This window comes from Sphingobacterium spiritivorum, from assembly GCF_016724845.1.
Lineage (GTDB): Bacteria > Bacteroidota > Bacteroidia > Sphingobacteriales > Sphingobacteriaceae > Sphingobacterium > Sphingobacterium spiritivorum_A.
This window is the reverse complement of sequence record NZ_CP068082.1, coordinates 3,852,787-3,866,203: the sequence shown is the minus strand read 5'-3', so window position 1 is coordinate 3,866,203 and position 13,417 is coordinate 3,852,787. Positions and strand designations below refer to the sequence as shown.

Genomic DNA, 13,417 nt, shown 5'->3' with positions numbered 1-13,417 from the left:
TATGATTATGTTATGCTTTAGATCAGTCCTTCTATAGCTAAGCGATAGCCGTCCAATCCAAAACCACAAAGTACGCCTTTACAGTTCTTCGCCAGATATGATTTATGGCGAAATTCTTCGCGGGCGTATACATTGGAAATATGTACCTCTATAACCGCAGTCTTCACTGCCGCAATAGCATCTCCTATAGCTACAGAAGTATGCGTATATGCACCCGCATTTAACACAATTCCATCGATATCAAAACCTACCTCATGAATTTTGTCAATAATGGCTCCTTCTGAATTGCTCTGAAAATAGTTCAGGTCCAGTTCCGGAAACCGCTGTTTCAATGTTTCAAAATATGACTTAAAATCCTGATCTCCGTAAATGCTCTTTTCTCTCACACCTAAGAGATTAAGATTCGGACCGTTGATTATTAATATTTTTTTCATGTGCTTATGCTATTCCGTAAAGATAGGTTATTCTTAGAAATCTCCATAAAAATTGCGGAACGACGAACGCAATCCTACTGAAATAACACCTGATTTTTGCGTCGGAAGATTTTCGATCTGGCGATAGCGTTGGGTATACCCCACTTCAAACCTCAGGTTATACTTCGGGTTCAACACATATGCAGCTCTCATATCAGCATAATACAGATTATTCTTTACACCTTGTCCGATATAATTTCCATATCTATTTGGGAGAGTCTCATAAGATTGGAAGATATCACCCCCCATATTGATATCCGGATTGGGATCTGTACCGAATCTGTTATAAATCAACTGGCCTGAAAAATCAAATCGCTTCCAAGAATAATTCAGCATTCCGATAAATTCTCTGAAATTAGCTCCGGAGGGATGCGCCAGAGGTTCACCATGGTTACTATAGTTAGATATAGAGGTAAAGTGCTGATAAGTATATGGACGTACGGTGTTAAATTCTCCCAGAAAATTAAGACTTTTCACACCGAACAGGTCAAATCCACGTGCACCGAGCTGTACACCCCATTTATTGTGCGCATAGCCATTTCCTTTGAAAAATTCGCTTGCTGTAAATTCTCCCAGTAAGAACTGACCATATACAGTTGCATTGCGCAGGACTTTATACTTGGCATTCAGTCCTAGAAACATTTTATCCGGAGATGAATAATTATTTGATTCTACTGCCCGTAAAAAGATAATAGGGTTGATATAGTTAAAATCAAATCCTCTTTTACCGGCTTCATTCTGATTAGCCCAGATCACGGCCTGAAAAAAACCTACCGACAACTTATTTGTTGCATTATAATCTAAATATTGAAATGCCCCCCACTTGATTCCATCCCCGAAGCGGCCTCCTGAATTCAGCGAATCCACTCTCGGATTTTTGGGATCTGTCATATACGCCCATATCGAGGTATACTGTACATTACCGATTTTACCTCTTAACTTCAGATGGGTATAGTTGGATGAGAAATCCGAAAGTAATAAGGAGCGGTAACCGTCTCCGATAAAGTTTTTGTCGTACGCCAGTGTAACCTGTAAGTAGGGATTTACATCATAAGTAGCACTCGCGGTTGCATACATCCAGTCTTTAACATTATTAGATTGTAATTTGGTAACTCCTTGTCCAGGAATAAGCTTATTCTGGGTCATATACGTATCCAGATACTCCGGAAACCGCGCCTGGTTTTCAAAAGCATTGGCATAGAATGTAAACTTGTCTCCTATAGTCAAACCTGCCTGAATTCCGCGTGTATTCATCCAGGTACTGCGTTTGTCTCCCATCAGATCTTTACCAATCTGAAAATCCGGCATAAAATCAAGGTAAAAAGTATGATCTTCTTTTTCTACCTGTACCAGATGTTCATTAAATATCTTACGCATAAAGATATTATCCGAATCGACATGTCCTAAATTTTGTAAAGAGTCATATTTTGATAATAGCTGATCCTTAAATATAAAGGGTTTGGAAGATGTAAATTCCCGGGTATCAGGAGAATACACGAGTTCGTTGAATTTCTGATAATACTGATAAGAATATGTCTGATTTCTGACCTGTGCTAATGCAGTATGAGATACAAGTAATAAAGGCAATACGGCAAAGGTCCAACGCAGCCAGGGTCTGAGTAAAGTGAATTTCATATATATATCAAGTTTCAACGGATTCTACAAGCAAAATCCATTCCTAACTGCAAATTAACTAAATATTATTGACTCGATTTTTATCAATGTCAGTTTTGATAAAGCTAAAACGTATTTGCCGCGTTTAAAAAGAAATATATTTTTATTATATTGCAAATTATTACAGAAACTAATTTATAACTCCACCATAATGAAACGAAGAACTTTCATTCAAAATGCCGCCCTTCTGACGTCCGGAATGATGGCCAGTAAACTTTCATTCGCCGAGATGCAAAATTCATTTCCGGTAGTACGTATCGCAAAAGATAAAAGACATTTTTCCAGTAAAGTCATTGAAGATGTGATTACCGAATTCCAGAAAGGAGTTTCGAATAAAGAGATGGCATGGATGTTTAACAATTGTTTTCCAAATACATTGGACACAACTGTTTATCCTGAAAAAGATGGAAATAAACCACTTACCTATGTCATCACAGGAGATATCGATGCGATGTGGCTTCGTGACAGCAGTGCGCAGGTATGGCCATACCTTCCTTTTATGAAGCAAGATAAGAATCTTCAGAATCTTATCATGGGATTAGTGCGCAAGCAGAGCAAGTGTATCATCATTGATCCTTATGCAAATGCGTTCTACAACGATCCTACTAAAAAAGGAGAATGGTTCAGTGACCATACGGATATGAAACCGGGTATCCACGAGCGTAAATGGGAAATAGATTCTCTATGTTACCCTATCCGTCTGTCATACGCATACTGGAAGGCGACAAATGATGCAACTCCATTTGATGAGGAATGGGTAAAAGCACAACATAACATTTACAAAACATTTGTAGAGCAACAACGTAAAGAAAGTGTAGGACCATACAAATTCGAACGTACAACGGCTCGCGGTACAGATACCTTGCAAGTAGATGGATTAGGTTATCCTGTAAAACCTGTAGGACTGATCTGTTCCAGCTTCCGTCCATCGGATGATGCGACTATCTTCTCCTTCCTGATTCCTTCAAACCTGTTTGCAGTAGTCAGTTTGAGACAATCCGCCGAAATCTTACGTGTTGTAAACAAAAACACGGACCTTGCTTCTAAAATGGAGAGCCTTGCCAATGAAGTAGAACAAGCTATTCAGAAATATGGTATTATCGATCATCCGCAGTTTGGCCGTGTGTACGCTTTTGAGGTAGACGGTTTCGGCAGTCATCTTATGATGGACGATGCTAACGTGCCAAGCTTATTGGCTTTACCATATCTTGGGGCTGTAGATGTCAATGATGAAGTGTACCAACGTACACGTAAATATATCCTTTCTTCAGACAATCCGTTCTTCTTTAAAGGAACAAAAGCTGAAGGTATCGGAGGTCCGCACATCGGTCGTGATATGATCTGGCCAATGTCGATCATCATGCGTGCATTCACTTCTACGAATGATGAAGAGATCCGCAACTGCATTCAGACGCTGGTTAATACCCATGGAGGCACCGGATTTATGCACGAATCCTTCCATAAAGATGATCCCGCTAAATTCACCCGTCACTGGTTTGCATGGGCAAATACATTATTTGGAGAATTACTATGGAAAACTTATAAAGAAAAGCCATCTTTGCTTAAGTAAACAGAATATTCTTAAGGTAAAACGCTATTGGGAATATTCTCAATAGCGTTTTTTATGTCCAATACTGTACTTCACAACAGCCCTATAGGTGTATTCGACTCCGGTTACGGAGGGTTGTCTGTATTTAAAGAAATCAAAAAGGAACTTCCTGAATACGACTATATATACCTGGGTGATAATGCCCGTATTCCTTATGGCAACCGTTCTTTTGAAACCGTCTATCAGTTTACGAAAGAATGCGTTTTCAAATTATTTGATCTGGGCTGCGATCTGGTTATTCTGGCCTGCAATACCGCATCTGCAAAAGCCTTACGATCTATACAGCAACATGACCTTCCTCCCGGGAAGAAGGTACTAGGTGTTATCAGGCCAACAACCGAAATAATCAAGGAATATACAACTACAAATAAGATAGGTATACTGGCTACTACCGGCACGGTAAAATCAGAATCCTACAAAATTGAAATCAACAAATTCTACCCGGAAATTGAGGTGTTTCAGCATGATTGCCCTTTTTGGGTACCCCTGGTAGAAAACAATGAAATAGATACAGAAGGTGCCCGGTATTTTGTAGAAAAAGATATTCACGAGCTTCTTTCGCAATCTTCGGATATTGATACCATAGTATTGGCATGCACGCACTACCCTTTGTTACTTCCAGTAATCAAGCAGTTCGTTCCTCCTCATATTCAGATTATCTCGCAGGGACCCATTGTAGCACATAGCCTGAAAAATTATCTGGAAAGACATCCTGAAGTAGAGCAAAATTGTTCGAAAGGTTCTACATTACAATTTTTTACCACAGATGATGCTTCAGGATTTGAAGAGAAAGCTGAAATATTTTTCGGACACCCCGTAAAAGCCAGTACTATAAAAGTCTGACTTTTAAGCATAATTTAAGGTGGATCAGGAAGATCCACCTTAAAAAGATACCACAAGAAGTGATGATTTATTTGGGTTAATAATTTGCGCTTTAAAGATGTATCATAAGAAAATCCGATTTGTCCGGTCTTCTTTCTGCTTCTACATTATTTCCTGTCAAACAGGCTGAATATTATCCCGCAATAGCCGTTGCTCACCAATCTTAAGGAAAAGGGAATAATCCAATTTGCTGTAGTAATCGAAATTATTCCCTTTTGAGATTTTATTAACCAATTACAAAAAATGTACATAACCGTCCGGAAAACTAATTGCGGCCGGCCCTTCCCCAAGACTGCACATTAAAGAATAAATGGATGGTTAATAAGCTATCTCCCATTTTAAGATGTTGGTTAAATACGATGTAAAAGTACAACGCCGGATCCATTTTATCCCCACCCGAAAGTATAGGATTGAAAATAACCTTATTTATAAAATATTGAAAATCAGAATTTTAACAAAATAACACAATTTGTCCCCCCAGGCAGGTACTATTGACTTCTATTTTTATAAGGAAAAAATCATAAAATCTGATATCAGGCCAGACCTCCTATTTTCTCTTTAAATTTGAGTGCCTGCGTACGGCTTTTTATATCCAGTTTGATATAGAGATTACTCACATGATACTTGACTGTATTTAAAGAAATAAATAATTTTTCACCAAGTTCCTGATTGGATAAGCCTTCCCACAATCCCATCAGCACATCCATCTCGCGTTCCGTAAGCTGATAGTTTTCCTTTAAGAATACGATGGTATTTTCTTTCAGTACAACTGTTTCTTTAGCGACAGGAAGATTATCCTTCAACTCATTCAACTGATTGAGGTAGCTATTGATCTCATTCCGGCAGCGTTCATTTTCTTCCTGTAAAGCACGGGCCTTAAAAACAATGGCAAAACTGATACTAATAATTTCAAAAGCACTTACCAGTCTCAATGTGTCCATATTGAAAACAGACAACCAGGATTGATTAAAATTCGTATTCAATACAAATCCGATTCCGACAAGCAGTATTACCCCAAACGTTAGGACCAGAAACCGTGCATATACATCTTTACGGAATTGCTTAATTGCTAAAGCTATTGCAAATAATGTCGCAGCAAAACTCGATATGTTGACTACGCTTATAAAGCCTTTCCATTCAAAAATGATAAAAAGTATCAACCCGACAAATGACAAAATCATTAACGGAGTAACCACTTTCCAGTAGTTTCTAAAATTATTCCGAAGATCCAGAAAATAATAGGCAAATAAACAGGCTAAAGAAGAGGAGAACGGAACGGAATAGACTACAAAATGCTCTAATATTAGTTTTCCTTCCGAAAGGAAATAAAACATACCATCTTCATAGAAGAACTCTGCGAACACGATCAGTTGAAACAAACAATAGGTAATAAACCGTCGGTCTTTGAAAATAAGGTAGAATACGAAATTAAAGATGACAGACATAACCGCAAGCCCGTAATACACACCAATCCCAAATAACTGGGAAGCCTCATGACGAAAAAAAGCATTCTCTTCTTTGACAACGACATGAATACCTTTGTACATCGTACTGTTACTCTTGATATAATATACCGGTTGATCTGTACTGAAATGAAATTGATTATATCTGGCAAAAGATTCCGCTTTTGCAGCATGGTTGCTATCTGTTACAAGAACTAATTTTCCTTGTGAATACACATATAAAGAGGCATCTCTGAAATGTGGCGAAGGAATCTGGAGTATGAGTTCTTTATGAAGCTGTTCTGCGTTCAAGGTACCTTTGATCCACCAGGATTGACCATGCGTTCCATCTGCATATTGCGTTTTGTCCTGATTGAGGACGGATCCAAACTTTAAAGACTGTATTTCCTGAATGACAGATGGTGGTGCTTCAGTTTCCAGAACAGATGCATTCACTTGAGTACGCCCTATTAAAAGAGACAACATCATAGATATTATAATAATGCAATATGGAAAGCGGCAACTAAAAGAATACATATCTTTCATGTAAGATTAGATAGATTATTAACATTTAGGGTTAAAGTCTTAAATTTAGTGTTTTTTGAACAATTTAGTCCTATCTTTTACGCTTCTGTCAAAGATTCAGGTTTTCTTTTAACAACAACAAAAGCAGATCTAGGATCTGCTTTTGTTGTTGTTTTGACAATATATTTTAGTAAATCAAGACCTGCAGGCACTATTTCTTATAGAATAAAGCTCTGTTATATTCGTAATTCATTCGGGCAATATTGATCACCGATATGCCCTGCGGACATTCGACCTCACATGCTTCCGTATTGGAGCAATGGCCAAAAAACTCCTGATCCATCTGCTGAACCATATTAATAACTCTTTCGTTTCGTTCTTCTCTTCCTTGCGGCAGTAAGGCCATATGTGCAATCTTGGCAGAAGTAAATAAGGCAGCGCTTCCATTTTTACATGTAGCGACACAAGCTCCGCAACCTATGCAGGCAGCAGCATCGAAAGCAGCCTCTGTAGACTGATGTGTTACTGGAATAGCATGCGCATCCGGAGCCTGACCTGTATTGACAGATACAAACCCTCCTGAAGAGATGATACGGTCAAATGCCGACCGGTCTACTTTCAGATCCTTTTTAACAGGAAAGGCATGCGACCGGAAAGGTTCGATAAAAACAGTTTCGCCATCTTTGAAGGTTCTTAAATGCAATTGACAGGTTGTCGTATTTTCCAGCGGACCATGTGCAATACCATTGATCATCATACCACATTGCCCACAGATTCCTTCTCTGCAATCGTGGTCAAACTCCACTGGTTGATCATTTTCTACAATTAATTTTTCATTTAAGGTATCCAGCATTTCCAGAAAAGACATATGAGGATTAAGATTTTCCAATTCATAATCGACCAGTTTCCCTGCGGAATTACGATCTTCCTGACGCCATATTTTCAAATGTAATTTCATGTTTCGATTGTTAGTAGATTATTTATAACTCCTCACTGTAGGCTGTAAGACTTCAAATTCCAATGGTTCTTTATTCAGGATCGGAGCAGCATCCTCTCCATTCCAGCCCCAGGCCGATATATACTGATACTCTTCATCATTACGTTGTGCTTCTCCTTCAGGAGTCTGATATTCTTCTCTGAAGTGTGCTCCGCAGGATTCATTCCTTGTCAAGGCATCATAGCACATAAGCTCTCCTATCTCCAGATAATCAGCTACTCTTCCTGCTTTTTCTAATTCAGTGTTCATCGTAGACAGACTTCCGGGCACATGTACCCGTTCATAAAATTCTTGACGTAATTTCCGGATTTCGGATATTGCAAAATTCAGTCCTTGTTCGTTCCTTGCCAGACCGCAATAGTCATACAGAATTTTACCTAAGGTTTTGTGATAGTAATCCACGCTTCTGTCTCCTTTGCGACCAATCAGACGGTTTAAAAGAGCTTGCACACGTTCTTCAGCCTCTGAAAACTCGGGTAAGTCAGTTGATATTTTACCTGTATGTATATCGCCTGAAAGATAATTTGCTATGGTATACGGTGCAATAAAATAACCATCAACAGAGGCCTGCAGTAATGAATTTGCGCCCAAACGATTGGCACCATGGTCTGCGAAATTTGCTTCTCCCAACGCAAACAAACCGGGAATAGTAGTCATCAATTCGTAATCCACCCACAGTCCGCCCATAGAAAAGTGTGCAGACGGGGATATCATCATAGGTTCTTTATATGCATCATATCCGGTGATCTTACGGTACATATCAAATAGATTTCCATATTTCTCTTTGATCTTTTCCACCCCCTGCTCTTTGATTGCTTTTGCAAAATCCAGATACACGGCATTCTTGAGCGGACCTATCCCGTATCCGGCATCGATACGTTCTTTGGCTGCACGTGAAGAAATATCACGAGGTGCCAGGTTGCCGAATGCAGGATAGCGTCTTTCCAGATAATAATCTCTTTCCTCTTCCGGAATATCATTGGCAGCACGTCGTTCTTCCGTATCAGTAGGTACCCAAATACGGCCGTCATTGCGGAGAGACTCCGACATAAGTGTCAGTTTGGATTGGTAATCTCCGGATTGAGGTAACGATGTCGGATGGATTTGTGTCCAGCTCGGACTGGCCATCAATGCACCTCTTTTGTGTGCACGCCATATCGCTGAACCATTGCAACCCATCGCCAGGGTTGACAGATAATAAATTTTACCATATCCGCCAGTAGCCAGAATAACAGCATGTGCTGCATGGCGTTCTAAAACACCGGTATCCAGATTACGTACAATGACTCCTCTGGCCTTTCCATCTGCTACAACCAGGTCTAACATTTCATGTCTGGAAAACAACTGTACTGTCTTTTTACCCACCTGTCGCATCAGCGCCTGATAAGCACCTAACAGCAACTGCTGACCGGTCTGTCCTCTTGCATAAAAGGTACGGCTTACCTGTACCCCACCGAATGAGCGGTTATTAAGATAGCCGCCATATTCTCTTCCGAATGGCACACCCTGGGCTACTGCCTGATCGATCAGATGGAGCGAACATTCGGCCATACGATATACATTAGCCTCCCGGGCTCTGAAATCTCCACCTTTGAGTGTATCCACAAACATCCGGTATACACTGTCTCCGTCATTTTTATAATTTTTGGCCGCATTGACACCTCCCTGTGCAGCGACGGAATGTGCTCTTCTCGGACTATCCTGAAAACAGAATGATTTGACATTATAACCCATCTCGCCCAGTGAAGCGGCTATAGAACTTCCGGCAAGTCCGGTTCCGATCACAATGACATCCAGTTTCTTCCGGTTGGCCGGATTCACCAGTTTGGCTGTCTTTTTATAATTTTCCCATTTGTCCTCTAAGGGACCCTGAGGTATTTTAGCATCTAAATTCATCCCTAATAAGTGTTAAAGATTAATCTATTGTGAAATAAACATATACCGGCATCAGTGCAAATCCTGCACATATAATCACAGAATAGGCAATACCGGCAATTTTTAACCATTTGATATACTTCGGATGGAATAATCCCAGCGTACGTATAGAACTATATACACCATGAATCAGATGATAGCATAGCGCAATCATAGCTACAACATATATCAATACGTACCACCATTCCTTGAAAGTCGTCACCACCAGAAGATAGAGATCTTTGTGTCCGTTGTCATCAAGCGGCAGTGTTCCGAATTTGTACACATACCAAAAATTCTGGAAGTGAATCACGAAGAAAATCAGGATGATTGTTCCCAGAATGCCCATATTGCGGCTATACCATTTACTCGCTCTTCCCCGTTTATCCTGACGGTATGATCCTCCGGATTTGCGATTACGAATAGTGATGACCAGTGCATCCAGCATGTGCAGCAGTATACTTGCATACAGCACATAAGACACTATTTTGATCAAAGCATTGCCGGACAGGAAATGAGAATACCAGTTAAACTGCTCCCTTGCCTGCTCCGCAGGCAGGAACAACTGCAGGTTGCCAAGAAAGTGAATGATCAGAAAAAAGCACAGGAACAATCCGGTAAGGCACATGACTATTTTTTTAGACAATGTAGACAGCATATCTTTTTATTTTTAATAATAACCTATTACTTTCATCCATAATCCGCCTACGGCCATATATATGATCAGGAGTACGATCCCGATCTCCAAACCTCTCAGCCACCAGGCTTTGAGTTCGACATATCCGCTTCCGAAAAATACCGGAGCAGGACCATGTCCGTAATGCGTCAGTACACCATATATAGATCCCATAAATCCCAGCATCATGGCCAGAAGCATCGGAGGAATACCTAATGATACCCCTACTCCCAATAGTGCCGCATACATAGCAGCCACATGTGCTGTTGCGCTGGCAAAAATATAATGACTGAAAAAATAAACCAATATGATCACCGGGAACGCAACCAGCCAATTGAGACCACCTATCTGTACTTTAATCAGATCACTGAACCAACCTATAAAACCCAGCTCATTTAAAGAACTTGCCATCATGACCAATACCGCAAACCATACAATGGTATCCCAGGCTCCCTTTTCTGATTTGACATCTTCCCAGGTCAGTACAGAGGTCAATAGTAGCAGGGTCAGACCGATAAAGGCTGTTGTCGTAGCATCAATAGACAGTGAACCTCCGAAAATCCAAAGAAACAGCAGGATAAAGAACGCCAATAGCATCAGCCATTCATTTTTCTTAACAGGCCCCATTTCCTTCAGTTTCTCGGATGCCATTTTTGGTGCATCTCCGGTTTTTTTAAGTTCCGGCGGAAATAATTTGTACAGAACCAAAGGGACAATAAAAAACGCAACTGCTCCCGGCACAAATCCGGCAATAGCCCAGGACATCCACGTGATATCGATACCCAGGTTTGCAGCAAATTTCTGACACATCGGATTACTCGCTGTCCCTGTCAGGAACATAGAGGAAGCGATGAGATTCATATAATAGCTGTTGAGGGTGAGAAAGGCCCCAAGCTTGCGGTGAGTTTTGGGATCGTCAGGCATTGAACCAAAACTAATCGCCATAGATTTCATAATCGGATAGATGATTCCTCCTCCTCTGGCGGTATTGCTGGGGATCGCAGGAGCAAGACAAACATCTGCCAGACCTAACCCATAGGCCAATCCCAAAGAACTCTTTCCGAATACTTTGATAAACAAAAAGGCAATACGATTGCCAAGACCTGTCTTAATAAACCCCCGGGCAATAAAAAATGAAATTCCGATCAACCAGATTACCTTGTCTCCAAAGCCGCTGAGTGATTTGACAATAGATGCACTGGCATTACCGGGTGCAAGTACTTGCGTCAATGCCGTAAAACCAATGGCCATCATACACATGGTACCCATCGGAGCTGCTTTGAGAATAATTCCCAGAATAGTGGCAGCGAAAATGGCAAACAAATGCCATGCTTCCGGAGTGACACCTTTGGGTGTAGGTATAAACCAGATAATGATCGCCACAATAAATGTAATACATACATTCTTAATGTTAATCTCCTTCATATGATCTCGTATAGTTTAGTTTTTTAAAGTCTGCTTTGTACCTGTAGAATAAACAGGTTTCCATTGTATGTAGTGGTATTTTCGATCTGATGCTTATAGCGGTCTATCTGCATACCAACCTGAATCCTTGCTCCGTAATTTTTAAGAAATTCCAGACCGAACATAGGCGTAATCGTTTCTCTCGGGTTTTTATCTTTTTTGAAGTTGACGTCCAGATATTCATAACGACAGGAAACTTCTATTGCACTCAGATTCTTATGTTTGATCTCATACCGCAGATTTGGCAGAAAATATATACCCCGCATCTGATAATCATTGATATCAGGAGAACGGACATCCTCTCCTAATGCAAAATACAGATTATGATTGACAGCCTGTTTGGCCTCTATCTGCATATCCAGAAACCAGCGCGGAGAAAGGGCTATGTTACTGGTCATATCGGCCCCGAGTGCATATACAGTCTTATGGAAAGCATCACCTACTCCACCGTTGACGCCCAGATTGACCCCATATTTGCGGGACAAGCCGAATACCATTCTGGACAGGTATTGCTTCCCGTTGTTATTATCAGAAATCTGATTTTTACCATTACCGTTTACAACTGATAGGGCATACTGGAAAGGCATCGTTCCAAAATGTAAAGTCCCGCCTACCGAAGCTCCCAGCTGAAAGCTTGTCCAGCCATTTTTACCAAATTCAAAATACTGATTGGACCAGTCTAAGGATTTGATAATATCTACAGGATAAGTTTCTTCTATTCCAAACCAGGGTCTGAATTGCCCTACTGTCAACGCTATTTTAGGGCTAAATGTATATTTCAGATAGGCATTTTCCAATACTTTAGTCTTTGGATCAGATTTAAAATCAGCCAGATTTACCAAAGCGACTACTTCAGTGCGCTTACTGATCTTAGCCTGTACCTGAGCACGCATATATTTCAATGCAAATGTGTTGTCTGTGCCTGAATGATCTGCATGATGTAAACCTCCTACATCTACATCTTTATTCAGACTTGTGGTGAACCTTGCCTGAAATAATCCTTTAAACTGAAATTTGGGGTAATTTTCAAAATCCTTTCCCCATGTGCTGTCAGGTACCTGAGCATGTACCTTATTCAGAGGGAATACATGAATTATTAAAATCAAGAAGAAAGGACATAAGGCATGTATTTTCATATGAAAAAATAAATGTTTCTTCATTGTTCGGTAGTTATGTTAATTGGTATTTGGTATATAAATTACAAATACAAAATAGAATTGTTTGAATTTATTTATATTTTACAAACAATCTTAATAAGAAAGTATTAAAGTCAGATTATTCAAAAAGGAAAGGGCATACAGATACCTGTACAGCCGGAATAATCTGGTGCAGGATACAACCGTAAAGCTTATTTAACAATGGAAAATACTTTATGCAGGCATTAGTATGAATGCTTATCTGTATCTGCCGGCAGTCCTTCTTTTTCAAGCAATACTTTTCCCCAGTCATTCAGCAACCATAATGCTTCAACTAATTTTTCTCCTATAGGTGTAAGAGAATATTCAACACGGGGAGGCAACTCAGCAAACTGTTCCTTCGTCAGGATTCCGGCTTGCTCCATTTCTTTCAATTGTTGGTTCAAAACCCGCCGATCAACCGTCCCAATACCACGCAAAAATTCACTCGGTCTTTTTTTGCCCTCATTGATCTGCCATACAATAGGAATTTTCCATTTACCGCTGATCGCATTAACAGCAAATTCTAAAGGACAAATTTTCTCTATAATCGTTGATTCCTTTGTTTTCATAAAAAAGTGACTTT

Annotated in this window: 11 protein-coding genes; 2 read left to right on the top strand and 9 right to left on the bottom strand. The window is 40.1% G+C overall.

Annotated elements, in window-relative coordinates; genetic code table 11:
- Positions 1 to 17: 17 nt before the first annotated feature.
- Together aroQ and I6J03_RS16460 are read right to left on the bottom strand one after the other, a co-directional pair.
- On the bottom strand, positions 18 to 434 hold the full coding sequence (gene aroQ / locus I6J03_RS16465; RefSeq protein ID WP_003004057.1) for a type II 3-dehydroquinate dehydratase: 417 nt from the start codon (positions 432 to 434) through the stop codon (positions 18 to 20).
- A 33-nt stretch (positions 435 to 467) separates the two neighbouring features.
- Entirely contained in the window at positions 468 to 2,108 is a 1,641-nt protein-coding gene (locus I6J03_RS16460; protein WP_003004060.1) for a hypothetical protein, read from the bottom strand.
- 190 nt (positions 2,109 to 2,298) lie between these two features.
- On the opposite strand from I6J03_RS16460, the gene I6J03_RS16455 reads away from it, so the two are divergent.
- Together I6J03_RS16455 and murI are read left to right on the top strand one after the other, a co-directional pair.
- Positions 2,299 to 3,717, top strand: a complete 1,419-nt coding sequence (locus tag I6J03_RS16455) for a glycoside hydrolase family 125 protein (RefSeq protein ID WP_003004063.1) — start codon at positions 2,299 to 2,301, stop codon at positions 3,715 to 3,717.
- A gap of 54 nt (positions 3,718 to 3,771) precedes the next feature.
- Positions 3,772 to 4,599, top strand: coding sequence for a glutamate racemase (murI, locus tag I6J03_RS16450; protein ID WP_003004067.1), 828 nt, complete (start codon positions 3,772 to 3,774; stop codon positions 4,597 to 4,599).
- Between the two features lie 572 nt (positions 4,600 to 5,171).
- Here murI and I6J03_RS16445 read toward each other — a convergent pair.
- The 7 genes from I6J03_RS16445 to I6J03_RS16415 form a co-directional block, all read right to left on the bottom strand.
- Positions 5,172 to 6,569: a LuxR C-terminal-related transcriptional regulator gene (locus I6J03_RS16445; protein ID WP_003004073.1), complete on the bottom strand. Its 1,398-nt coding sequence runs from the start codon at positions 6,567 to 6,569 to the stop codon at positions 5,172 to 5,174.
- A gap of 247 nt (positions 6,570 to 6,816) precedes the next feature.
- Positions 6,817 to 7,563, bottom strand: coding sequence for a succinate dehydrogenase/fumarate reductase iron-sulfur subunit (locus tag I6J03_RS16440; RefSeq protein WP_003004075.1), 747 nt, complete (start codon positions 7,561 to 7,563; stop codon positions 6,817 to 6,819).
- A gap of 18 nt (positions 7,564 to 7,581) precedes the next feature.
- On the bottom strand, positions 7,582 to 9,498 hold the full coding sequence (locus I6J03_RS16435) for a fumarate reductase/succinate dehydrogenase flavoprotein subunit (RefSeq protein WP_003004079.1): 1,917 nt from the start codon (positions 9,496 to 9,498) through the stop codon (positions 7,582 to 7,584).
- A 19-nt stretch (positions 9,499 to 9,517) separates the two neighbouring features.
- Positions 9,518 to 10,174 carry a succinate dehydrogenase cytochrome b subunit gene (locus tag I6J03_RS16430; RefSeq protein WP_003004080.1) on the bottom strand — a complete coding sequence of 219 codons (657 nt, stop codon included), beginning with the start codon at positions 10,172 to 10,174 and terminating at the stop codon, positions 9,518 to 9,520.
- Between the two features lie 12 nt (positions 10,175 to 10,186).
- On the bottom strand, positions 10,187 to 11,617 hold the full coding sequence (locus I6J03_RS16425) for an anion permease (protein ID WP_003004083.1): 1,431 nt from the start codon (positions 11,615 to 11,617) through the stop codon (positions 10,187 to 10,189).
- 23 nt (positions 11,618 to 11,640) lie between these two features.
- Positions 11,641 to 12,816, bottom strand: a complete 1,176-nt coding sequence (locus I6J03_RS16420) for a porin (RefSeq protein ID WP_003004086.1) — start codon at positions 12,814 to 12,816, stop codon at positions 11,641 to 11,643.
- A 221-nt stretch (positions 12,817 to 13,037) separates the two neighbouring features.
- Positions 13,038 to 13,403, bottom strand: a complete 366-nt coding sequence (locus I6J03_RS16415; RefSeq protein WP_003004089.1) for a winged helix-turn-helix transcriptional regulator — start codon at positions 13,401 to 13,403, stop codon at positions 13,038 to 13,040.
- Positions 13,404 to 13,417: the final 14 nt, after the last annotated feature.